General features: G+C 39.4%; 20 protein-coding genes and 1 tRNA gene. 9 read left to right on the forward strand and 12 right to left on the reverse strand.

Annotated features, from left to right (window positions below; genetic code table 11):
* Nucleotides 1–16: 16 nt before the first annotated feature.
* Together leuC and H6G68_RS05915 are read right to left on the reverse strand one after the other, a co-directional pair.
* Nucleotides 17–1,420, reverse strand: a complete 1,404-nt coding sequence (gene leuC / locus H6G68_RS05910) for a 3-isopropylmalate dehydratase large subunit (RefSeq protein ID WP_190905803.1) — start codon at nucleotides 1,418–1,420, stop codon at nucleotides 17–19.
* Nucleotides 1,421–1,708: 288 nt separating this feature from the next.
* The gene (locus H6G68_RS05915) at nucleotides 1,709–3,118 is read right to left on the reverse strand and encodes a lysophospholipid acyltransferase family protein (protein ID WP_190905804.1); all 1,410 of its coding nucleotides are present in this window, start codon (nucleotides 3,116–3,118) and stop codon (nucleotides 1,709–1,711) included.
* A gap of 79 nt (nucleotides 3,119–3,197) precedes the next feature.
* Here H6G68_RS05915 and H6G68_RS05920 point away from each other — a divergent pair, with 79 nt between their 5' ends.
* Entirely contained in the window at nucleotides 3,198–3,830 is a 633-nt protein-coding gene (locus H6G68_RS05920) for a class I SAM-dependent methyltransferase (protein ID WP_190905805.1), read from the forward strand.
* Here H6G68_RS05920 and H6G68_RS05925 read toward each other — a convergent pair.
* Nucleotides 3,831–3,903: transfer RNA gene (locus H6G68_RS05925), tRNA-Ala, on the reverse strand.
* 90 nt (nucleotides 3,904–3,993) lie between these two features.
* On the opposite strand from H6G68_RS05925, the gene trhO reads away from it, so the two are divergent.
* Entirely contained in the window at nucleotides 3,994–4,893 is a 900-nt protein-coding gene (trhO, locus tag H6G68_RS05930; RefSeq protein ID WP_190905806.1) for an oxygen-dependent tRNA uridine(34) hydroxylase TrhO, read from the forward strand.
* Nucleotides 4,894–5,019: 126 nt separating this feature from the next.
* Here the strand turns inward: trhO and H6G68_RS05935 are convergent, their stop codons facing one another.
* Complete coding sequence (locus tag H6G68_RS05935; protein WP_190905852.1) at nucleotides 5,020–5,682, reverse strand: class I SAM-dependent methyltransferase; 663 nt, start codon at nucleotides 5,680–5,682, stop codon at nucleotides 5,020–5,022.
* Nucleotides 5,683–5,925: 243 nt separating this feature from the next.
* On the opposite strand from H6G68_RS05935, the gene H6G68_RS05940 reads away from it, so the two are divergent.
* The 3 genes from H6G68_RS05940 to H6G68_RS05950 all read left to right on the forward strand — a co-directional run bounded on the left by H6G68_RS05940 (nucleotide 5,926) and on the right by H6G68_RS05950 (nucleotide 9,108).
* Complete coding sequence (locus H6G68_RS05940) at nucleotides 5,926–6,864, forward strand: phosphoribulokinase (protein ID WP_190905807.1); 939 nt, start codon at nucleotides 5,926–5,928, stop codon at nucleotides 6,862–6,864.
* Nucleotides 6,865–7,008: 144 nt separating this feature from the next.
* Complete coding sequence (radC, locus tag H6G68_RS05945; protein ID WP_127055250.1) at nucleotides 7,009–7,740, forward strand: RadC family protein; 732 nt, start codon at nucleotides 7,009–7,011, stop codon at nucleotides 7,738–7,740.
* Between the two features lie 60 nt (nucleotides 7,741–7,800).
* Entirely contained in the window at nucleotides 7,801–9,108 is a 1,308-nt protein-coding gene (locus tag H6G68_RS05950) for a YcjF family protein (RefSeq protein WP_190905808.1), read from the forward strand.
* 218 nt (nucleotides 9,109–9,326) lie between these two features.
* Here the strand turns inward: H6G68_RS05950 and H6G68_RS05955 are convergent, their stop codons facing one another.
* Nucleotides 9,327–10,250 carry an ion channel gene (locus tag H6G68_RS05955; RefSeq protein ID WP_190905809.1) on the reverse strand — a complete coding sequence of 308 codons (924 nt, stop codon included), beginning with the start codon at nucleotides 10,248–10,250 and terminating at the stop codon, nucleotides 9,327–9,329.
* Between the two features lie 24 nt (nucleotides 10,251–10,274).
* On the opposite strand from H6G68_RS05955, the gene H6G68_RS05960 reads away from it, so the two are divergent.
* Nucleotides 10,275–11,519, forward strand: coding sequence for an MFS transporter (locus H6G68_RS05960; RefSeq protein ID WP_242045149.1), 1,245 nt, complete (start codon nucleotides 10,275–10,277; stop codon nucleotides 11,517–11,519).
* A 42-nt stretch (nucleotides 11,520–11,561) separates the two neighbouring features.
* Here H6G68_RS05960 and H6G68_RS05965 read toward each other — a convergent pair whose 3' ends face one another.
* Together H6G68_RS05965 and H6G68_RS05970 are read right to left on the reverse strand one after the other, a co-directional pair.
* Complete coding sequence (locus H6G68_RS05965) at nucleotides 11,562–12,092, reverse strand: DUF2382 domain-containing protein (RefSeq protein ID WP_190905810.1); 531 nt, start codon at nucleotides 12,090–12,092, stop codon at nucleotides 11,562–11,564.
* A gap of 158 nt (nucleotides 12,093–12,250) precedes the next feature.
* Nucleotides 12,251–13,150, reverse strand: a complete 900-nt coding sequence (locus H6G68_RS05970; protein WP_190905811.1) for a DUF2382 domain-containing protein — start codon at nucleotides 13,148–13,150, stop codon at nucleotides 12,251–12,253.
* Between the two features lie 390 nt (nucleotides 13,151–13,540).
* Here H6G68_RS05970 and H6G68_RS05975 point away from each other — a divergent pair, with 390 nt between their 5' ends.
* Both H6G68_RS05975 and H6G68_RS05980 read left to right on the forward strand, forming a co-directional pair.
* Entirely contained in the window at nucleotides 13,541–13,792 is a 252-nt protein-coding gene (locus H6G68_RS05975; protein WP_190905812.1) for a hypothetical protein, read from the forward strand.
* A gap of 221 nt (nucleotides 13,793–14,013) precedes the next feature.
* Nucleotides 14,014–14,805 carry a DUF4231 domain-containing protein gene (locus H6G68_RS05980; RefSeq protein ID WP_190905813.1) on the forward strand — a complete coding sequence of 264 codons (792 nt, stop codon included), beginning with the start codon at nucleotides 14,014–14,016 and terminating at the stop codon, nucleotides 14,803–14,805.
* Between the two features lie 166 nt (nucleotides 14,806–14,971).
* Here the strand turns inward: H6G68_RS05980 and H6G68_RS05985 are convergent, their stop codons facing one another.
* The 4 genes from H6G68_RS05985 to H6G68_RS06000 form a co-directional block, all read right to left on the reverse strand.
* On the reverse strand, nucleotides 14,972–17,956 hold the full coding sequence (locus tag H6G68_RS05985) for a hybrid sensor histidine kinase/response regulator (RefSeq protein ID WP_190905814.1): 2,985 nt from the start codon (nucleotides 17,954–17,956) through the stop codon (nucleotides 14,972–14,974).
* A gap of 272 nt (nucleotides 17,957–18,228) precedes the next feature.
* On the reverse strand, nucleotides 18,229–20,481 hold the full coding sequence (locus tag H6G68_RS05990) for a methyl-accepting chemotaxis protein (protein ID WP_190905815.1): 2,253 nt from the start codon (nucleotides 20,479–20,481) through the stop codon (nucleotides 18,229–18,231).
* 58 nt (nucleotides 20,482–20,539) lie between these two features.
* Nucleotides 20,540–21,037, reverse strand: coding sequence for a chemotaxis protein CheW (locus H6G68_RS05995; RefSeq protein ID WP_190905816.1), 498 nt, complete (start codon nucleotides 21,035–21,037; stop codon nucleotides 20,540–20,542).
* A 207-nt stretch (nucleotides 21,038–21,244) separates the two neighbouring features.
* On the reverse strand, nucleotides 21,245–22,291 hold the full coding sequence (locus tag H6G68_RS06000) for a response regulator (protein ID WP_190905817.1): 1,047 nt from the start codon (nucleotides 22,289–22,291) through the stop codon (nucleotides 21,245–21,247).
* A 484-nt stretch (nucleotides 22,292–22,775) separates the two neighbouring features.
* Between H6G68_RS06000 and H6G68_RS06005 the strand changes: the two genes are divergently transcribed.
* The gene (locus H6G68_RS06005) at nucleotides 22,776–23,120 is read left to right on the forward strand and encodes a DUF760 domain-containing protein (protein WP_190905818.1); all 345 of its coding nucleotides are present in this window, start codon (nucleotides 22,776–22,778) and stop codon (nucleotides 23,118–23,120) included.
* Between the two features lie 40 nt (nucleotides 23,121–23,160).
* On the opposite strand, the gene H6G68_RS06010 is transcribed toward H6G68_RS06005, so the two are convergent.
* Nucleotides 23,161–24,366 (reverse strand): HhoA/HhoB/HtrA family serine endopeptidase, encoded by a 1,206-nt coding sequence (locus H6G68_RS06010; protein WP_190905819.1) that lies wholly within the window; start codon nucleotides 24,364–24,366, stop codon nucleotides 23,161–23,163.
* Between the last annotated feature and the right edge of the window lie 169 nt (nucleotides 24,367–24,535).

Below are 24,535 nucleotides of genomic sequence, written 5' to 3' on the forward strand. Positions count from 1 at the left end.
GCAAAGAGAGAGGAGGTTACAGTAGTTCGCGCACGTCGGCTACTTCGCCTTTAATGGCTGCTGTGGCTACCATTGCGGGACTCATTAGTAGGGTACGACCGGAGGATGATCCTTGTCTTCCTTTGAAGTTGCGGTTGGAGGAGGAGGCGCTGATTTGTCTTCCTTGGAGTTTGTCGGGGTTCATGGCTAAACACATGGAACAGCCCGGTTCTCTCCACTCGAAACCGGCTGCTTGGAAGATTTTATCTAGTCCTTCGGCTTCGGCTTCTTTTTTGACTCTTTCTGAACCGGGAACTACGAAGGCTTTCACACCCTCTGCTACTTGGCGACCTTGGGCGATTTTGGCGGCTTCTCTTAAGTCGCTAATGCGTCCGTTTGTGCAGCTTCCTATGAAGCAAACATCAATTTTTGTTCCTTGGATGGGTTGACCTGGATATAAGTCCATGTAGCGGTATGCTTCTTCGGCGATGAAGCGGTCTTCTTCTAGGAGTTCTGCGGCTGTGGGGACTTTTTGATCTACGCCAATTCCTTGACCTGGTGTAATTCCCCATGTGACTGTGGGGGGAATATCTTCGGCATTAAATACTACAAGATCATCATATTCTGCATCTGCATTACTACGCAGGGATTCCCACCAAGTCACGGCTTTTTCCCAATCTGCACCTTTGGGGGCGAAGTCTCTATTTTGAAGATAATCGTAGGTGATTTGGTCGGGGTTGACGTATCCGCATCTTGCACCGCCTTCGATGGCCATGTTACAAACGGTCATCCGTTCTTCCATGTTCATCTGTGCAAAGGTTGTACCAGCAAATTCGTAAGCGTAGCCTACGCCACCTTTTACGCCGAGGGTACGGATGATGTGTAATATTACGTCTTTGGCGTAAACTCCGGGTTGGAGGCGGCCGTTAACTTCGATTTTGCGGACTTTTAATTTTGATAATGCTAAGGTTTGGGAGGCGAGAACGTCTCTAACTTGGCTTGTACCGATACCAAATGCGATCGCTCCAAATGCACCATGACTTGATGTATGACTGTCTCCACAAGCGATGGTCATTCCCGGTTGGGTGAGTCCCAGTTCGGGAGCGATGACGTGTACTATACCTTGATTACCTGAACCAATATTGTAAAAAGTTATGTCATTTTCTTGACAACTCTTTTCTAATGCCTGGATCATTTCTTCAGCCATAGTGTCCACAAAGGGACGGGCTTGGTTTTCTGTGGGGACGATATGATCAACTGTGGCTATAGTCCGTTGTGGAAATAATACTTTTAAATCCCGCTCCTTGAGCATAGCAAAGGCTTGGGGACTGGTAACTTCATGAATAAGATGTAGTCCAATAAATAGTTGCGTTAGTCCTGATGGAAGTGTCCCAACGGTGTGTAAGTCCCAAACTTTGTCAAACAGGGTTCCCTTGCTCATACGTCAATCTATGTTAAAGGAGTCGGATTGTTTATGGTATCAGAAAATTGTCCGCTGTGGACAAAAAGCTAAAAGAATTAATCTGTGAACATGAAAAATCCTTTTTGTCTGGGTGTGAAACTAATCTTTAACCGAGTACCGTGGGTTTAAATCCCCCGGTTCAATAATTGGCAAGTTTTGGGTCGGAGTCTAAATCCCCATCACAAAACTTAATTACGTTGGCGTAGCCTGCCGGAGGCACTATTACGAATTACGTTGGCGATAGCCTGCTGTAAGCACTATTACGAATTATTTAATCAACTCCTCCAACATTACCTGCAAATCCTTAGTCAAATCATTAACTCCCTTTCTCAACCCCTGTTTATTCCCCTGACAACTCTCCCACCTTTCACTGACAGAAATTGGCTCACCTACAGTAATCATTGCTTGTTTTAAACCTAAACGCGGTCTTCCTGGTAAAGTAGAATCTTTAACCCGAGACAACATATCAAACATTAATAATGCTGTTTCGGCAAATCTTTCCGCAGTTGGGTTTTCTTGAATATAATTAGCAGTTACAGCCACAAAACTTTCGGCTATTCTCATGTGTTGCATTCTTAAATCAGCTTCTTCTGCTACCCAGTCAGCCAAGCCACGTTTGAAGGGTGGTAAACTTTGAATATCCTCGATATCATCTCGATAAATGTAATTCCAACCTGCTTCTTCTAACCGCCGACATCTATCAATAAAATTACCCTGGGGCTGAATATTAAAATATTGTTCTGTAATTTGTAAAGCTGTATCCATTAATCGGTGTAATCTGGTAATTAACACTTCATTGGCTGGGGATTTTTCTTCAGAGATGATTTTCGGTAAATCTCGATGATAGAAACGACGATAAAATTCTTCCATTTCCCCTATTAAATATTCAGCTAAATGCAAAAAACGTTGATATAAAATTTCTTCTTTTTTCTGTCCCGTTAGATTAATTTCCGCAACGGGTAAACCGCTATCAGTTTCTAATTTAGATAACAGCCAATTTATTTTTTTCCAAGGTGGGTTAACGTAACTATATTTAATGGCAATAGGAATAATAAAAACCGTTTCTTCACGGTTAGCTTTTTGTAAATCTTCCACACACCAAAAACCCAATTGTGCTACACCCGGTTCTAGAGGACTAACTATACCACTATGACCATTTGTACCGCCTTCTGGTGCAATGGCAATGGGCATTTTTGCATTAGCAAATAAATCCCGCGCCATTTGAATAGAGTTTCGGTCTACTCGTCTTCCCCTGCGAACGGGTACACCCCCAAGTCCAGAGAATAACCATCCTAACCACTTTCCCGCCCATAATGTCATTCCCCGTTCATACATAAAATGACTATGTAGTGGATATTGTAGAGTAATTCCTTTTTGATGCGCCACTTTGGGAACGATGCGGGTAAGAAAATATAACATAGTTAGAGGATCTTCTACCTCTGGGTGACGAAATGCGATTAAAAAGCGGATTTTCCCTGCTTGAAATTCCTGGTATAATTTAGCTAAGACTTCGGCATTCTTGGCTTCAATATTGACAATACCCGCAGGTAGCCAAGGTCTAGTTCTCACCTGAAGAACAAAGGGGAGAAACCAAGAGGTAATTTTAACTATTAGGGGGTTATAGCGTTGGGGAATGAAATTGAGTGGTGGTTGAGTAGAATGAATTGATTTAGGCAAGTTGTTCTCCTGAATTTCTGGCTAAAAAATTGAAACAATAGCGATCGCTTGATTGCTTAATTCTGATAATTTAAATTATATGAACACAGCACCAGACAAAAAACAATTTGCACCCGCAACCCAGCGCAACCGAGAAGCCATTTTAGAGGTACTTTTACAAGTATTACCTGCAAATGGGACTATTTTAGAAGTTGCCAGTGGCACAGGTGAACACGCTGTATTTTTTGCACCTAGCCTCAAACCCCGTCAATGGCTACCTTCTGACCCTAACCCCATATTACGCGATAGTATTACCGCTTGGGCAGAAGAATTCAAGAGTGATAATATTTATCAACCTTTAGATTTAGATGTAGAGTTACCAATTTGGCCAGTGGAGAAAGAAACATTACCCGAATTATCCATTGTTGCCATAGTTAACATTAACATGATTCATATTTCCCCTTGGTCAGCCTGTTTAGGACTCATGGCTGGTGCAGGACGGATTCTTCCCCCTGGTGGTATTCTTTATTTATATGGACCCTACAAACAAAACGGTGAACATACCGCACCGAGTAACGAGGCTTTTGATGAGTCTTTACAGCTTCAAAACCCAGAGTGGGGAGTGCGTAATTTAGAGGATGTGATCAAAGCCGCTAACGCGCAAAATTTGATTCTGCACAAAACCTACCAAATGCCAGCAAATAACCTGTCACTCGTATTTCGTCGCAATTAATGGAGATTAGCGGACTCGAACCGCTGACATCCTGCTTGCAAAGCAGGCGCTCTACCAACTGAGCTAAACCCCCGTCTTCAATTCAAAAGTTTTTAAGAATAAAAAAGACTGAATTTTAAATCTTGACAAGATATTATCCCAATATTCATTATTTTGTAAATAGATGAACCAAAAAAATATTTTAGTTGTGGCTGCACTGTATAAATTTATTAGTTTACCGGATTTTGCCGAAATCCAAGAACCCTTGCTGTCTTTTTGTCAGGAACAAGGCATCAAAGGCACGATTTTACTAGCCCCAGAAGGGATTAATGGTACAATTGCTGGTTCCCGTCAAGCAATCGATGCAGTTCTGGGCTTTCTCCGTGATGATACTCGGTTCACAGATTTAGAACATAAAGAATCATACACAGAAACGCCGCCTTTTGAAAGAATGAAAGTGCGGTTAAAACCGGAAATTGTAACTTTGGGAATACCAGAGATTGACCCCAATGAAAAAGTTGGAACTTATATCAGTCCTCAAGAATGGAATGATTTGATATCTGATCCAGAAGTCACAGTAATTGATACCCGTAATAATTATGAAATAAGTATTGGTACTTTCAAAAGGGCTGAAAATCCGCAAACCCAGATATTCCGAGAATTTCCAGAATATGTAAACGAACAACTTGACCCCAGCAAACATAAAAAAGTGGCTTTGTTTTGTACTGGTGGTATTCGTTGTGAAAAAGCCTCATCTTATCTGCTTTCTCAGGGATTCGAGAGAGTATATCACCTCAAAGGCGGCATTCTCAAATATTTAGAAGAAATTCCAGCCGAAGAAAGTTTATGGGAAGGAGAGTGTTTTGTATTTGATGAACGAGTCGCAGTCCGTCACGGATTAGAAGAAGGAAGTTATGAGTTATGCTTTTGCTGTGGACATCCCATTGCAGAAGAAGATAAAACCTCACCTAAATATGAAGAAGGAATTTCCTGTCCTCACTGTTTCGATAGTTTGACTGAAGACAAAAGAACGAGACAACAGCAAAAATGGAAACAGCATAGTAAGCATATCATGTCCGATTGAATACTTTTTATTAGGGCTGACGCGGGGACACAGAGACACGGTGAGTTTTTTTGATCAGCAATTAGCCGGACATGATATAACTTCATCTTTGCGAACCTCCGCGCTTACCTCCGCGTGCCTCTGCGTTTAATTCTTCATTGCTAAAGTCAAACCATCAGCGATAGGAACTAAACTCAGAGTAATTCGTGAGTCTTGATGTAACTTTTGATTCAAAGAGCGAATCTTGTTAGTTTGATTATCCTGAACTTCGGAATCTGCAACTTTACCAGACCAGAGGACGTTATCAATGGCAATTAGTCCACCTGGTCGAATTAATTTGAGCGATCGCTCATAATAGTTTTCATAGTTCCCCTTATCAGCATCAATAAACGCAAAATCAAAACTTTCCGCTTCACCAGATGCCAATAATTTATCTAAAGTTTCCAAAGCTGGAGCGATATGTAAATCGATTTTATCAGCTACCCCGGCACGTTGCCAATAACGCCGAGCAATACTGGTATATTCTTCACTCACATCACAGGCGACAATCTTACCATCTTCGGGTAAAGCCAAGGCAGTTACCAAAGAACTATAACCTGTAAAGACACCTACTTCTAAAGTTTTTTTTGCACCTATCAATTTCACCAACAAAGCCATAAATTGACCCTGTTCTGGGGAAATCTGCATCTGAGCCATAGGCAATTGGGAGGTTTCCTGACGCAGTTGAGTTAATACATCTGGTTCTCGCAGGGAAACAGACAGCAAATAATTATACAGATTTTTTTCTAAGCCAATTGTTTGTTTTGTCATCATTCAAAAATATGCCTGTCATACATAGCACAAACGGATTTTGACACAGATACACAGATAATATCACGTCCGTCATTTGCCTGCCGACTCTACCAAATATCTCCTCAACTCCCTTTATGTAGAGATGTTGCAAAGATGATTTTCGTTGGATTTATTTTCAATTTCCCTTCTAAAATTAGTAAATTAATTAAAATTGTTCTCTGTAAACATTATCACACAACTAGCTTGTGTTAAAGGGGTAAAATGAGCCGTCCAATTATTCTTGGGATTGTTGGTGACAGCGCTGCTGGTAAAACGACATTGACTAGAGGAATTGCTCAGGTACTTGGACCGGAGAATGTTACCCTCATATGTACAGACGATTACCATCGTTACGATCGCACACAACGGGCAGAAATTGGGATTACAGCCCTTCATCCTGACTGCAACTATTTGGATATTATGCAGCAGCATTTATCGCTGCTACGGACTGGACAGCCCATTCTCAAGCCGGTTTACAGCCACAAAACAGGGACATTTGAGCCACCACAATATATTAAACCTAATAAATTTGTAATTATTGAAGGGTTACTAGGTTATTCTACCCGTGCAGCCCGTGATGCTTATGATGTAAAAGTATATCTTGCCCCTCCTGAACCAGTCCGCGCTGCTTGGAAAATTAAGCGGGATACACAAAAGCGTGGTTATACCCCAGAACAAGTATTAGCAGAACTAGAAAAACGTGAACCAGACTCAGAACAGTATATCCGTCCCCAGCGTCAATGGTCGGATATTGTCGTCAGTTTTTATCCCACAAAAGAGGAGGAAAATGAAACTAATGGTCATTTAAATGTGCGTTTGGTGTTGCGTCCCTCTATTCCCCATCCAGATTTTACCCAAATTACGGACTCCGGTAATGGTGATTCTCAATCAGCAGTTCGTCTGGGACTAGACAGAGATATGGGTAAACCAGTGGATGTCTTGGAAGTTGATGGTCACGCTACCTTAGAACAGGTGACTAATATAGAGCATATTATGTGTTCCGATATGCCTTATTTAAAAAATATATGCGATCGCGAAATTAATCCAGAACTAGGTAAAATCGCGGGTACAACCGGAGAAACACTGCAAAGTTATCCCCTCGCACTTACACAGTTAATCATTACTTACCATATGCTCAAAGCTACGCAAATTTATCAATAAGCGATTACCAGTTTCAACTGGGTATAACTAAGTAATACTGAGCAAAATTAAAGATTTTGCAAACAGGGATAATTGGTCAAGCACATAAGAGATAAATAAATATAGCTCTACCCAATTATTCCCAATCTCAAATCCCTAATTGGTATGACTTATTGCCTCAGAATTGCCGACTTACCCGAAAATGAGCGTCCACGTGAGCGATTAATGACACATGGTGCAAAAATCTTAGCCACTGCTGAATTAATCGCTATTTTGCTGGGTACTGGACAAGGGCCGGGTAAACTTTCCGCAGTCGGCTTGGGGCAGTATATACTACAAGAGTTAGGTAAACATCAGCGTGACCCTTTAGCAGCTTTAAGGGAAGTTACACCAGCTGAGTTGATGGCAATTCCTGGTGTGGGGCCGGCAAAAGCCACAACAATTCTCGCAGCAATTGAATTAGGCAAACGTGCTTTTTTATCTCGTCCCTCAGATGGAACAGTAATTGACAGTCCCCTTGCTGCGGCTGCAACGCTTAGTCAAGACTTGATGTGGCAAAATCAAGAACGTTTTGCGGTAGTCTTATTAGATGTGAAAAATAAGTTTCTGGGAACAAAGGTAATTACTATTGGGACTGCGACGGAAACTTTAGCTTCTCCCCGTGACATTTTTCGGGAAGTAATTCGTCATGGTGCAACGCGAGCTATAGTAGCACATAATCACCCTTCTGGTAATTTAGAACCTAGTGAAGCCGATATAGAATTAACCCGGCAATTATTAGCAGGTGCAGAACTTTTAAGTATTCCCTTATTAGACCATTTGATTTTAGGGAATGGTACTCATCAGAGTTTGCGAGAGACTACAACTCTCTGGGATGATTGTCCCCAGGGGGATTGATTCTAGTGAAATTTAACAGCACAGCTATACTAGAAATGGTGGCAAGATGAAATTACACCAATGACTGAACAACCCAACACAGACTCATTGCAGACACCGACTGATGAAATTAAACCCAAGTCGGAAAATGATTCTTGGAAAAACCGCATTTCTGGTGTTGTCAACAAAACCACAGCCAGATTAATCCAACTCCTACCCGTAGACCAAGTAACACAGACCATAGGACAATGGTTTACTGTCAGTGATGCCCAAGTAGCCGAAATTTTAGAGACCATTCGCGCTGAATTACCCACTACAGAAGCGCTGCTGTTAGGAAAACCCCAAGCGGGTAAAAGCTCTATTGTCCGGGGTTTAACGGGAGTTTCTGCGGAAATTATCGGACAGGGTTTTCGTCCTCACACCCAAAATACCCAACGCTATGCTTATCCTTCCAGTGATTTGCCCTTGCTAGTTTTTACGGATACGGTGGGACTAGGAGATGTAAATCAAGATACCGAGACAATTATTCAAGAGTTAATTGGTGATTTACAAACAGAGGCTACAGGGGCTAGAGTCTTAATTCTGACTGTGAAAATTAATGATTTCGCAACTGATACTCTGCGACAAATAGCTCAAAAATTGCGTCAACAATATCCAAATATTCCCTGTTTATTGGTGGTGACTTGCTTACATGAAATTTACCCACCGACAACAGAGGATCATCCTCATTATCCTCCAGATTTTGCAGAATTGAATCGAGCATTTACCCAAATAAAAGAGAATTTTGTAGGTTTATATAATAATGTAGTTTTGATTGATTTTACTTTAGAAGAAGATGGTTATAGTCCTGTATTTTATGGTTTAGAAGGACTGCGAGATAATTTAGCGGAACTCTTACCTGAAGCAGAATCAAAAGCAATTTATCAATTATTAGATAAACAAGCAGGGGAGAAATTAGGTAATATTTATCGGGATGCAGGAAGACGTTATATTTTACCTTTTTCGATTATGGCAGCTACTTTAGCAGCAGTGCCTTTGCCTTTTGCAACCATGCCTGTTTTAACAGCTTTGCAAGTATCAATGGTGGGATTATTGGGTAAATTATATGGGCAAACCTTGACACCATCTCAAGCTGGGGGTATTGTGAGTGCGATCGCTGGTGGTTTTGTAGCTCAAGCCGTAGCAAGAGAGTTAATTAAATTTATCCCTGGTTTTGGCAGCGTAATTGCTGCATCTTGGGCAGGTGCTTATACCTGGGCTTTAGGTGAAGGTGCTTGTGTTTATTTTGGTGATTTAATGGGTGGGAAAAAACCTGATCCCCAGAAGATTCAAGCAGTTATGCAAGATGCATTTGAGGGTGCGAAGGAGCGATTTAAGGGGATTCATTAATTGGCGTTGCTGATTAAGAGTATGATTTTGTTTCACGCAGAGGAGGACACTTGCGTGGGCGGGTTTCCCGACTTGAGCAAAGTGTCCGTCGCGCAGAGAGTAAGAGTTTGAAATCGTTGATTTTTCAATTTCATACTTCAATTCAGCAACGCCCATTAATGTTAAGTAGATTGACTGGAGTTCCAAGATTCAATCTAAATGCATCGTTTCACAAAATATCAACCCACTTTATCTACAGGTAAGACATCATGAAAATGATTGTAGTCAACATAGCGATGTCCATCAGATGTGTGGTGCATAATATCAACAAATCTGTGATTCCATAAAATCTGATTTGCACTATAACTATAACGAGCATGAACAACCTGTGCCACTGTTTCATCAATACCACTAACAGAAACCATCAATAAAGAATTGGTGTGAGTTAGAGATTCTGCTGTCATTCCATAGAGAGGACTAGACTCATCAATAATATGCATTACTAGCCAGGATAAAGAGAAATTAGGTGTCTGATTACGTAAAAGTTTGAGATCATAAATCCGACGGATGGAATATCCTTCTACTGTGATTTCGTCGCGCATTAAATACATCCGCATCTGTGCTTCTAAAATCATGTTCCGGCGCTGGTTAGCGGTACGAAATGTCAGCGTGGGTAATCCTTCATGGGACGTAATAACAGCTACACGGCTAAATATCACACGGGCAGTAGGTCGAGAGAAACGGGCAAAGGCTAATCCTGTCATCACAGCAATTCCCACCACACCAATCATGGCTTCAATGGTGACAATGATATTGGCATAAGTTGTTTTTGGATACATTGCACCATAGCCAATAGATGCCAAAGTTTGCACACTGAAGAAAAAGGCATCTGAAAAAGAACCTGGTTGAGCATTAGCAATACAGTCTCCTCCTAACCAGTAAGCGAAAGCAAAGAAAGCATTAATAGCTACATAAAAAATACAAATTAAGAGCAAAAAACCAAGCCAGGGAATCGTGAGGAGCAAATGGTAAGGATCACGCCAGTAAGAATGCCATGCACCCATACCCATGATCTCAAATTGTCCATTGTGAATCTTGATATGAACTCGGGGAATTATACCTTTTTTTTGCTTCCTGGACTGTCTCTGCAATCGAAATTTCATGGGGAGTAACCAAAAGCATGATGAATGGTAGTATGGCAAAAGATGAATGCAGCTATAAAGCACAAACCTGGTGGTTATTTATTCTTGATGAATCGCAATTTTTGGATTATTGCTTTAATTGCCTTTGTGAACTCCCTGAGTTTTACAATTTTAATTCCCATTATCTATCTTTATGGCAAACAATTTGGTCTGAATGATTTTCAAACCAGTTTATTATTTTCTATCTACTCTATCGCTCAATTTTTTGCAACTCCTGTCATTGGTAAATTATCCGACCGTTTTGGACGTAAGCCTTTACTAATAATCAGTTTAGCGGGAACAGTCATCGCTAACTCCATAGCTGGAACTGCAACAACTGCGGGACTGCTTTTTTTCGCCCGATTTTTAGATGGTATCACCGGCGGGAATGCTTCTGTGGCCCAAGCGGTAATTTCTGATATCACCAGTCCCAAAAATCGCGCTCAAGCCTTTGGAATTTATGGGGCTGCAATGGGTTTAGGCTTTGTCCTAGGGCCAGCTACTAGCTTGTTAGCACAACAGTTTTCTTTGGGGGCTGCTTTTTTAGCTTCTGGTGGAGTGGCGTTTGTAGCTCTGTTAGTGACAATCTTCTTCTTACCAGAAACTCTGCAAAATCAGGCTACCAAATCCAAGAATATTTTTGATTTAGGCTTAGGAAATTTAATTAAAGGTTTGGCAATGCCGGGAGTTGGTATTTTGCTCTTCATTAATTTTTTAACAGGAACAACTTTTACTATGTTTACCTATGCTTTCCAGCCTTACTTTATTCAAGTATTAGGTCAAAATAGTAAGTCTTTAACATTGTTATTTTTATTATTTGGCATCCTAGGTGTGATTATGCAAACCTGGGGAGTGTCTATGATGAGTAAGAAAATTGATGTAGTTAAAATATTATTTTTAGGGTTGTTTTTTCGGAGTTTTTCATTTGCTTTGATGCCAATTTGGCCTAATATTACTTATTTTGTAATTATCAGTATCATGTTTTCAATATTTAATTCTTTAGTCCAACCCATGATTAGCACGTTAATTTCTCTGAATGCCCAACCACAAGATCAGGGAACTGCATTGGGTCTGAATGCTTCTTATTTAAGTATTTCTAATGGTATTGGCCCTGTAATTGCGGGAGTGATTGTCAAACAATCTAATCCTCTAACCTATGGATATCCTTTATATTTGGCAGGATTGTTAACATTTTTGGTTTTAGGTTTTGCCATATATAATCGGAAAAGATATACACCTCGTAATTCGTAGTTCATAAAAAAAGGTGGGAATTACCCACCCTAAAATTAACTACTATGAAAACTTTGGTTGTTGACTTTGAGAACAGCGGTTAAACCATTCTTGATACTTTTGCTGTTGGGACTCATTTTCTAGAATAATTGCCAATTTTATCTTCTGGCATCCATGATTTTGCTCTAGCGCGATCGCATTTAAAAGTAAACTAGCAATTTTTGGGGAACTCAACTCACCACTGACCATGAAATTGCTGTCAAAACTTGTAAATTGCGGTATTTCTCCTATGGTTAACTCCACACCGGAAATTTCCCCTTGACTTAAATCAATTTCTGCTAGTTGTTTATGTTCGGGGCTAACTTGTTCAATAATCAACTTTTCCCGGCGGACAGGAACTTGTATCATGTAAGTTTCAATTTCTTTACGAATAATCACCTCTCCCACTTTCTGCTTGCGGTTATTAACAACCAATTTTTCTTCTAGGAGAGAGATAATTTTTTCCTCAACCACTACTGAATATTCTGAATTGACAGAGGTATTTGTTTCTAGCTTATGGTCGTTTATTGTTTCCGAGCTTAAATATTCAGGCATATACTTTATTTATGATGGTTCTGTGTTAATGTCAGCCGATTTAAGATTTCTTTTTTTTCTTCAATAAAATTAGTTAGCCCGCCTACGCGGGCTAAGTTAGTGTCACCTCAGCCTTACAGATAGACTGAGGGAAATAATTGCCATTTTTTCAAAACCGGTTATCGTTCTTCAATCGGTAGATTAGGAGAACTTACATCTAACTCTTCACGACGCACAGTTTCTTGAGTTTCAACGTTATCTTGTTCTACAACTTTTTTAACTCTAACTTCTTCTCGGACAAATGCTTCTTTGCGAATTTCAGGTGTTTCTTCGTAAATTTCCATGCGAGTAACTTCACCTTCGCGGAAGTCAGCTTCACGAGCAGAAACAGTCCTACCAGCATCGTCCGGTGTTACACGTTCAATAACTACGTGTTCTCTTTGTACTGGTACTGATACTCGTGCCGTGTCAGTTTCTACGTGCTTACCAACTGTGACTTCGCCTGTTTTGCGGCGTTGTTTATTGGCGATGAGCCTTTCTTCATACAATCTCAGAGTCTGATGATCTTGCTCATTTAAATTGAACAAATCAGGCTCATGTTCGTAGCTGTAGGTATCGCGGTTATAAGTTGATGTAGTGGTTGTTGCGACTCCTGGTGATGAATCTACAGGTATTGGTGATTCGACAGGAGATGAAGCTTCTACAGGTGCGGTGCGGTACTGAGGATTGCGATATACTCCACGTACCCGTTCTTCATAGTCATAATCTGTCGTTAGACGTTCGTTGTACTCTGGTAGATTTTCCGCTTGCTCTCTTGTTAAAGCAATGGCGTATACACGATCGGTATTATACTCAATGCGAGTGCGACCAATGGGTAGCAATACTTTCTTACCGAAAATCCAGAACCCTAAGTCAACTACTAAATAGCGAAAATGACCTTCATCGTCAACTAAAACATCATTAACATTACCAATCTTTTCGTCAGTTCCTTCGCTGTAAACTGCGAATCCTTTAATATCTTTACCTTCAAAGGCATCGTGGTAATTAGGATCAAACTCTTGTAATTTGTAAAGACCCATTATATCTTTCCTCAAAAATATTATAGAAATAGAAATTCTTAATTCCTATGACCTATCGTAAAGTTTTATTCAATTTTCCTCCTCTCCCTATCGACTGAATTGAATTAGGCTATTTTTATCAAAAGTGATATATTATTAGGCTAAAAATTTATCTTTAGGAATAATAGAGAGACGCGGGATGAGGTCGATTCTTGTTTGACAAATAATTAGACAAATCTGAGAGTATGTTTGAAAAGTCATGAAGTTTACCTAAAAACCTCTCTCCTGCAAGGGAAGAAGCTTTAAAGTTTTTCGATAAACTTATAACTGCTATACTCTTCTTCTCTGTTCCCTGTTCCCTGCCCACACAAATAAATTCATAAATCAAACCGGATTACTATATTACTATATATGAATTTAACTCCTAAATACTTACCAATAAAAACTAAGAATATTCAAGTTCAAGAAACACCCGCTCAAGGTTCACCACCTCAAGATTCATTAATTGATCGAGGTTTGCAAAAAGAACAATATGTTGGTATCTCTATTCTGTTACTGGGATTAATTGCTGTTGTTGGATTTTTAAATCGTAGATTTGAATATGCGTTAATCTTTGCTCTTACCCTTAGTATTATCTTAATTGTGTTTTTTCTCAATGTTTAGAGGGTTAGTGAGAGGTTTGGAGAGGAGTTAACATAATAAACTTGTATTAAATACTACTTTAGTGTAATATACTTTATTGTTTGTGAAAATGACCTTTTACAGTCTTTTCACCCAATTTTTCAGGGAGTAACAGGCAAAGACCACCGGAAAAATAGCGAATTTTGAGTATCCAAACGGAAATTGCCTGTACGTCTAATCTGTTATCTTAGCCAGGTGAAAAAATGTTGTTGTTCTTAAAGCTGATTGATTATTTATTAGCGGCTGTTTTTATCAGTGCTGCTATCATCATTTATTTCGATTCCAGTAATCATGAATATCTACTAGCTGGTTCAGCAGCTTTAGCTATTGCAATCTTTTTGTTTTTACTCAATAGAAGCTCAGTTAATAATGCCAATAAAGAAGCAAAAAAGATTGATTTTGAAAAAAAAGCGGAAATTTACACCTCTTTATTAACTCATAGTAATTCCTTGGAAAATAATACAATCATTCCTGCTAGAGCCAAGGCTTTAGAGTATTGCCAAGATTTGATTAATGATTATAAAAACATTAGAAATTGGGCAAGAAATCTTTACTACGTTTTGCAAATTTCTACTGTTATTTTGTCCGGTGTCACACCAATTTTAGTGTTGGTAGATAAATTAGAAGCAGGACAAGCTTGGCTGAAGTGGCTACCAGTAATCTGTCCGGCTCTGGCTTCTATTGTCGCCAGTATAGTCACTTCTTTTCCTTTTCAGAAGAATGCGGTTGCTGCTAACACAATTGTTGAGTTGTTAGAAGCAGAACAAGAGAAGTTTATCTTAGGAATTACACCAGCTTATCGTTGTTATGATGTCACGGATGAATCTGAACAACAACAACGGATAAGTCAATCTGTGGAACAATTTATTACCCAAGTAAATAACATTCACCTGCAACAAGTGCAACAAGCTACTGAACAACAAAAAGATAAAAAGGAGCAAGCACCTAGTGAACAATCCAGTTCTGATACAAGCAGAAGCGAACAACCCGCTTAAAATTAGTTTGATTCGGCTAATCTACTGAGGTACAAATTTATCTGCGTCTATCTTCTTCTATCTGCGGTTCCATCTTTCTTGCTGTACATCACAAATCAAGGAATTGTGTAAGCGATTAACGAGGGGCTTTCTATGCCCCCGTTAAAGATTCTATATTGTGATTTATTCAATTATTCGATGATGTTGTTTCTGCCATCATAAAAATCATATCTTCCAAAGTTCTTAACAAATCTTGCTCATTATAAGGTTTAGAAAAATAAGCTCGCGCACCTAATTGCATTGCCATTTTGCGATGTTTATTACTACTACGAGAAGTCAACATAGCCACAGGAATATTTTTTAAATCAGTGTTGGATTTGACACGATCTAAAAAGCTATAACCATCAAGACGCGGCATTTCAATATCACAAATTACAGCTTGGACTTTTAAGCCACTTTCTAACTTTTCCCAAGCATCTTGACCATCTTTAGCTTGTTCAACTTGATACCCTCCTTTTTCTAAAGTTAGAGCTAAATAACGGCGGACATTAATCGAGTCATCGACAATTAAAATCATGCCTTTTTGGTGAGCCGGTCTAGCTATGGGTTTATCTTTTTGTGGTTTGAGAAAAGCCGTTTTTAATCGAGTTGTAGGTAATTTATTACTTCTGTGAGGTCGTTGATTAGTCGTAATCCAAGATACTAATTCGTTGGTATTTACCAGTGGTACTACCCGACCATCACCAAGAATTGTGCAGTTGCTAAAACCGTCGGGTAAAGGTATATTCCCTTCTACTTGGCGAATCGCCACTTCTTGTTCACCCCAGCAACGGTCTACTTGCACAGCTACTGGTTGATGATCGTTTTTGACTATTAATACGCTACTGGCATTAATGCCTGTTGGACTTTCTATGTCTAAACTATTGTAGTGGGAACAATTAAACTCAAAGTAATTACCCAAACGCATTAAAGGTAACATAGTATCTTGCCAGTTGAGAAATTCCCCACCATCCATTGAGAAAACCTGGTCGTTTTGCAGTAAAAATATTTCCGCAACTACATCTGTAGGAACTGCTAAAACCATGCGTTGGTGTCGTCGGCTGCCAGTATCAATCTCTACCAATAATACTCGTGCGACTGACAATGTAAAGGGTACTGATAAAGTAAAGGTCGTACCGATTCCTGGCTGTGTGTCAACTTTAATATCACCCCGCACCATTGTCAGATTATTGCGGACTACATCCATCCCCACACCGCGTCCTGATAAAGTTGTGACTTGATCAGAAGTTGTAAATCCAGGTTCAAAAATCAGTGATAGTAGTTCCTCATCACTAGCACCAGCGATTAAGGCTGTATCCAAACCCATTGTTATAGCGCGCTGGCGGATTTTTTCTAGAGAAATGCCTCTACCATCATCACGCATAGTAATGATAGTGCGATCGCTCCGGTGATAGCCTCTAATTTCAATTAATCCTTGTTCTGGCTTCCCTTGAGCGCGACGGGTAACCGGATCTTCAATTCCATGATCAAAAGCATTACGTAACAAATGCATTAACGGCTCATTCAAAGCCTCTAAAATACTGCGTTCAATTAAAGTTTTCCCACCTTCAATATTTAACTGCACATTTTTGCCATACTCAACATTTAAATCACGAATTGCTCTGGGAAAACGCTCTACCAAATCAGATAAAGGACGCATCCTCACTTGTGTTAACTTTCTCTGGGCTTGCTTGGATGTCTTATTTAGCTTCCGCGCAATTTGATCTGTATCATCAACACTGAGTTGAATATCACTTGTAACTTCTGCTACCTGAACAATAGTTTCCATCACCTCCTGAGACAGCAGGTTTAATTTCTGATAGTGATCTACCTCCAAACCATTAATACCTGACTCTGTTGTCGGTGTCTGGTGATTAGCTTCTGACTCTTCTGATGCGGATAACCCAGAAGACAAAGTTTGCGTAATAATTTTTTCATATGCTAAACGCACTTCTTGATGTTCTTGGTCAAGAATTTGCACTCTTTGGCTCAGACCAAAAACCAGTTTGCGTAATCTTTCTAGTTGTAAATTTAGTCCATTTCGCTGGATAATTATTTCTCCAAATAAATCGTTAATCTCCTCTAGTTGCTTACTAGGAACTCGCACTGTATTTTCATGAATTTCTTTATCTTTAGAAACAGTGACGATATCACCTTTGCGTTCAATTTGTTGATAATCTGAAGATGGAATTTCTTGAGTAAATGCTATGTTTTGTTCAGGAAACTCCACAGCATTAATTTCTGGAGGTAACTCTATCTCTAATGAGCCAAAATCAGTAGTCAGTCCCTCTGCTACCAATAGATTTTCATTAATTGGGACTATGTCCGAGGTAGAAACCTGCTCTTGAGTATCCCTGACTGCACTCAGATGAATATCTCTTGGTAAGCTATTTCGTTGATTTGTCAACACTAAAGCTTGCGATCGCCGCCATGCTTGCAATGCTAACTGGGAAATTTCTACAACCCGCTCTGGAGCAGTTTCTAAGTGATGATTGACTGATTCACAAAGCTGAGTAAAAGCAGTTAACTGAAGCATTTCTCCCAAACCACCCAACTCCGCAGCCATTAGCCCCACTTCTTGGTGTAACTCCAGTTGAGAACTATTTGCTAACAGAGATTCTAGGCGCTGTAAATACTCTTCTACCTCGGTCTCAAACAATAAAGGGATAATTCCCTGTCCATCTTCTGGGGATAGCATGGTTGTAATATCCTCTGGAGATGGGTCGCCCAAACGCTGATGTAATTCATCAAAAATTGGATAGCAAAAGGTTTTTAACCACTTATCATCTAGAGCTTTTCTCTGTGATAACAAGTCCACAATTTGCCGCAGCCAATCAACACCAGATAACAATAAACTCTGTAAATGAGTGTCAATTTCTAGAGAATTTTTACTAGTTTTTAAAACCTTAAAAGAATCTTCCAACCGATGAGCCAAATCACTCAACACCCGAAACCCCATCATCGCCGCGCCACCTTTAATAGAATGAGCGGCTCGCATTGCAGCATTAATCTTATCTAACTCGATGTGTTTACTAGTGTCGATTTCTAGCAATATACTTTCTAATGTATTGAGATAATCAGTTGCCTCTTCCAAAAACTGCATCTGGATTTCCAGTTCTTTATCATTCGTCATAAATCATTAGTCCTCAGTCATTCAATTTTGGATTTGAAATTGACAATTTAGGAATGGGAGCATCCCAAATGTGTAAGTTTATTTTTTATCTAAGCTTCCAACTTAATACAAGGCATGAAATAAACGAACCGCAAAGACGCGTTCACGAAGTGTCTCGAAGAGAAGAGCGCAAAGGAAGAAGGTAGAAGATATTTTTCAGATGTTTATTTTGTGTGTTTGCAAAATTGGGATACTCCCTTAGGAATTGATACCACTGGTAATTAATGACTGACTTAATTGACTTTAAAAGTCTCGACAGTCTTTTGCAAATGTTGGGAAATCTCCACAGTTTTTTGTAGAGATTCAGAAACTTGGTGAGAAGAATCGCTGGTATGTTGGCAAATAGCAGCAATATCTTTCATCAATCGGCTCACAATTTGCGATGTTTGTACCTGAGAAACAGTAGCTGTAGAAATTGACTGCACCAAAGTATCTATTTGCTGCGACACATCTAAAATTTCACTCAAACTCTGTTTGGCATCTTCGACAATTTGGGTACTTTCAATGACCTGAGTAGTTCCTATCTCCATGGCCTGCACTACTTCGCTGGTTTCTCGTTGAATTTTTTCAACAATTTGCTCGATTTCTTGGGTAGCTGCCGCACTCCGAGCCGCTAATTCCCCGACTTCTTCCGCAACTACAGCAAAACCTTGACCTTCTTCCCCAGCCCGCGCGGCTTCAATACCTGCATTAATTGCCAACAAATTAGTTTGCATGGCAATTTGGTTAATTAAAGACACAACACGGGAAATTTGTTGAGAAGATTCTCCCAAATGCCTGACTTTCTTAGCAGTTTCGCCCACTGTTTCTTGCAAAGACAAAATATTTTTTACTGTCAAATCCATCGCTTTTCCACTTTTGGTAGCGGTGTGGTTAGCATGATTAGTAATGGCAGTAACTTGTTGAGCGTCATCAGCTACAGCTTGCATGGAGCTAGTCATTTGCTCAACTGCTTCTAAGGTGCGATTGATTTCAGAAGCTTGTGTCAGTGCTTCCGTTGCTAAGTGTTGGATAGCATCTTGATTGGAGCCAAGGGTTGTGTTGACTTGCGTAGCAGTCTGTTTGACTTGGGTGACGATATCCCGCAAGCTTTTGACAATTGAGTTGAAAGCATTAGCAACAGTACCAACTTCTCCTGATGTGACATCAGCTTGTACTGTCAAATCTCCCTGAGCAGCACTTTCTACCTCGGTAAGTAACTTCAGAAGTTGTAGGTGTAGTGTGTCTTTTTGTTGCCATTCCGGCTCTGAGATAGATTCTCTATGAGCCTTAATTTCCAACTCTTTGACAGAAACGGGTAATTCATTCTCTCTGGAAATCTCCACAGGAATCTTGATTTCGTCTTCAGCCCGCATTGCGACTACCGCAGATTTATCTAAATTTGGCTTTGTCATTCCCTTGGCTAACCAAGCCACTAGTAATGTCATCAATAATGCTATCAGTGCTGTTCTATTAGCAATAAAAATCAGAAATTGTCTTTGCGGCTCAACAGCTATTTCGGCATCTTCAGCCCTAATTACCTGCCAGTTGAGTTGCGGTAAACCTGCTATTTTTCTCAATGGCAAATAACTGATTATTTCTGGCTTTTGATTAATTGTCTGAACTCCTGTTAAATCATTGACATTTTGCCTAGCCAGCAGGTTCGCTAAACTAGGATATATTACTGTAGCCTCTTGCCCCAATAAATCTGACTTTGGACTGAGAAATACTTTCCCTGAAGTATCAACTAAAGAATAGTTATTACTATTGGTTACGTAATTTTTAATGAATTCTTCTAATTTTTTTAAAGGCATTCGGGTTCGCACTATAGCGATAGTTTTGCCCGTGGCTGCTTCTTTAACTGGTGCAGCTATATAAATTACTAAACCGATATTTTCTAACTTTTCTGGTTGACTAATAACAACAGCGTTTTTTTGCAAAACCTCTTGAAAATATTTTTGGTTTCTTTCCTGTTGTATGAATTTACCTTGATTTTGCAAAATTACTCGCCCATTGAGATCCAATACTGCTACACTGTCATAGGCTTTATAGGCTGTAACGAAGCGGTTGAATAGTGCCTGTTTTTGGGGAATAGCAGTGCTTTTACTCACTAGAGCATTCGTCAAAAATGGCAGATTAGAGAGGATCTGAATATCTCCATACCTTGCCAACATAAAACGATTAATAGTATCGCTGAAACTAATTACTTCATTTTCTTGATTTATGATAATTTGCTTAGTAATTGATTTGCTGCCAAAGCTATAGGCGATTATTCCCATTCCCATGACTGGTAATGTACCAATAGCAAGTGCAAAAAATATTGCTTTTGTGCTTAATTTAAGTTGCTGCAAATATTTAATTGCATAATTGCCAGAATAATTGTGAGTTTTTTGGGCATCAGATTTACTAGCAATTTCGTTTCTAGAATCACTGACTTTTGATGATGCCATTATAGATGCTTTACTTTGAGGATCACCACTTTGAGTAGTCTTGGTTTTATTAAACATGAAATAATTCCCCTGGCGTTATTAAAAATAACAGTAAATAGCGAGTTTTTGTGATTAGTTAATCACTACGATTATTACCATAATTTACAATATTATGTGCGTCCAATACAAGTAAAGTTTCTTCTTTTTGTTCTACACAGCCACATAGATAAGGAACCAAACTAGATGCCACTTGTCCCACAGGAGAATGAATATCATCTGACATCAATTTAGTTGTACCTTTAATTTCTTGCACAACTAAGCCTAAAAGCAATGATTCTACTTTGATAACGATGATATTATACTGTCTGAGCCGATGATCTAGGCATTCTAAGTTAAACATTTTTGGCAGATCAATTACCCAAATAATCCGACTGCGCCAATTCATTAATCCTAAGATACAGGCAGGCATATTAGGCATGGCAGTCACAGATTCAACTGGGATAATAATTGCCTCTTGGGTATGATTAATTGATAAAACTGCCGTAGTTTGTTGATTCAATTGAAATTTAAGATAGCTGTCTCCTGATGAGCTTTGAGTTGGTCGATAATACAGGTTTATTTTTGAATTTGCCATATATTGAATTGGTTAAATATTGAAGATGTTTAGCTTATTGATAGCATCTTGAATTATTAATATCATTTTATTGGTTTGATTCCTATGGCAAATAATCGAAATCATCATTAGTAAATTTAAACTCCATAATTAAAGTTCATGATAAATCCTATCAAACTCTCTATTGCCAGTATTAATAATTTGTCTATTTGACTGGCAATTATTCAATTAGCTGATGTGTTTAGACACCATTTTTAGCAAATCTGCTCTCGTAAAAGGCTTGGTTAAATAGCCGGATGACCTAACGATCTTCGCTTTTGCTTTGTCAATAAAGCCTGTTCTTGCCGTCACCATAATAATGGGTGTATTTTTAAATGCTGAATGCCTCCGTAATAATGAGCAGAGTTCATAACCATCTAAATTTGGCATTTCTACATCTAACAAAATTAAGTCAGGTTTACTCCTGATAATTTGCATTAAAGCTTTAATTGGGTCATTAATCAAGACTACTGCAAATGTTTGTTCATCCAAAAAATGCCTAAGAGAATTCAAAACTGCTTGGCTATCATCTATACAGGCAATTGTATAATAGCTTTTACTAAGAGACGACTGCGTATTTTTGTGATTTTTCTGTTCAGAAAGGGAAATTTTGAGTGATTTCGATGATTTTTCCTCAAGCTGGGTTTCCGGTAATGTCTGAGTTGGTAAACTGCTATTAGATGACATTACTGGTTTGATATTCTGACGGTAGCGTAACTGCTTTTGACAATGTTCTACGATTAATTGCAAATCTAAATGACAGAACTTTGGTAGTTCATCCCAAGAATTATCGGAATTAAGTTTATAGTTACCTTCTTTTAAACAAAGAAATGACTCCAGCACTTCTTTCGCTAATTCTTCTATCAGCATTCCAGCTTGTGCAGAAGTAATATACTCTTGTTGAACTAGCCAGCAAATAGCATGATAATCTGCATTTGCTATGAGCTGAGATTCATTCGGGGCTTGGGAAATCAGCCCCATCTGTTCATAAGTTGCATTGTCAAAAGTAGGAATTTGCTGATTTAAGCGTTGTAGGTGACTTTCAAGACGCTCAAACACTTTAACGGAATAAGTAGCATAAGTTAGTTTACCTTCTTGTAAATAGATTGACCAAGAAACTCTATTGGTGAATACATTTAAGCATCCTGTCACTCGTCGAGTGCTGAGTTGTGCCAACAGGGACAGTGGATGTAGTTTCTGAAACAACCTGTAGCTACCTAGAGAAGTTGTCATCATTTTGCTTTTACTTCAGCTAAATTCAATACTTGTGAGTTGAATTTGCATATAGCAGTCCTATCTGATTTGTGATGTAGGATTTTAGCATTGCTACACTCGTACTGATACAGAAAATAGACAAGCTAGAAATAAGCAACAGATTTGCTCACGAATTATTTAGGATTGCCATAGCATATACTTCACAATTAAAATCAAGTATAAAACATCAAATACTTTGTCATCCTAAATACAAAATTTGATGTTCTGGTTGGTGGTAAAACTCTACAATAACAATATTCTTAACTACTTTTAAGCCCGTAGAGTGTCTGTAACCTTTCTTTACCCCTTGTTTCTACAGCATATTGAACGGCTTTTTTTAATTGTTCCTGGCTTTCTTTGATCTCAACTTGTAATCTCAGCCGGTGCGTTGCAACTTTATAAGAATGCACTATCCCTTGACAATGGTTTAGAGTAGAATTAGCAACTAAGCTAAAAAAAATTGCCAATGGTGTTTGATCCTGACTTTTTGAATGACAACTCTGAGCAACACCCTAATCAGCTTTTGAACGATCAGTTTGGGGAAAATCCGAATCAGTTACTCAAATATTTGCAGCATCAGTCTCCCGAAGTCCTAGCCCGTGTAGCCCAGTCTGTCAGCCCGGAAATTAAACAAATCATTTCCCAAAACGTCCAAGGGCTAGTGGGAATGCTCCCAGGAGAAAGTTTTAATGTACAAATTACTACAGACCGGGATAACCTAGCAGGGCTGTTAGCATCAGCAATGATGACTGGGTATTTCTTGCGCCAAATGGAACAACGAATGCAATTAGAGCATTTGTCTAATCAATAGTCAAGAGTACAGGCGCGATCCATCACGTCTGTACTATTAATTACTGGGGCGGATAAGTTCCTGATAGGACTTTGAAGGTTTGAGTTTTTCCCTTGCGGTTGACTTCGATTTCTAGAATGTCACCCACTGTACTTGACTCAACAATCTTCTGTACTTGGGCTGTAATTTTCACTACTTTACCGTTAATTTTTTGAATCACGTCTCCAGGAAGTAATCCTCCCTTTTCTGCTGGAGAATTTTTCAAAACTTCCTTAATGACAACACCAACATCTGGCTGAATGTTGAGTTTGTTGACTTGATTCAACTGTTGTTTTTTGGCAGGAGAAAGGTCTGTCATTTCCACTCCCAAAAAGGGATGATCTGCTTTTCCTTTGGTAAATAGCTCATTAGCAATCCGGGCGGCGGTTTCTATGGGGATAGCGAAACCAAGTCCTTGAGCGTCGGCGCGGATAGCAGTATTAACGCCGATGACTTCACCTTGGGCATTTAAGAGGGGTCCGCCAGAGTTACCTGGGTTAATGGCGGCATCAGTTTGGATAAAACTAACACGCTTATCGGGAACACCGACTTGGGCGCTGGTGCGATCTGTGGCGCTAATAATGCCGATAGTGACAGTATTATCTAAACCTAAAGGATTACCGATGGCGATCGCCCATTGACCAGGAATTAAGTTTTGTGAATTACCTAACTTCACTGTCGGCAATTTATCAGCCGGAATTTTCACCACTGCTACATCTGTTACAGTATCAACTCCTACCACTTTCCCCTCAAAAGTCCGACCATCTTTGAGGGTAACTTGTACAGTATCTGTCTCTGCTACTACATGAGCATTGGTTAGTAATTCCCCATTTTCGCTCAAAATAAATCCTGAGCCAGTACCTCGCTCAATTCTTTCTTCGGGAATTGGTTTTTCGTCCTCCCCAAAGAAACGCCGCCATACAGGATTTTTTAAAGCTTCAGAAATCGGATTTGCCACTTTGCGAGTCGCATTAATTCGCACAACTGCTGGCCCTACTTTCTGCACAGCAGTGGCAATAAAATTTACATTATTGCTACCAATAGAATTCCCCACTCCTTCGGTAGGATCAGGCATAACGGATTCTGGAGGTAAAGCCGCTGTGACATTGTTTAACTCTAGAAATGAGGGATTGTGTGGCAAAAGATATCGACTACCAAATACACCAAAACCACCGCCCATTACTACTAAAAACAGATAAACGGCTACTTGCTTCACAGATAACTTCATATTAATTAATTAAGAATAATTGCGCTCACAGCAAGACAGTTACTAATTTCTAAGTGTAGTCAAAAAAGAAGAAAGGGGGCAGGGGGCAGAGAGATATTGCGGGGAGATAAGTAGGCTGGCGTAAATATTTTTCGTTGGGATCAGGCAGGGGCAGGGTACAGGGGGAAAG

Origin of the sequence: Anabaena catenula FACHB-362 (assembly GCF_014698735.1) — a bacterium.
Lineage (GTDB): Bacteria > Cyanobacteriota > Cyanobacteriia > Cyanobacteriales > Nostocaceae > Anabaena > Anabaena variabilis_A.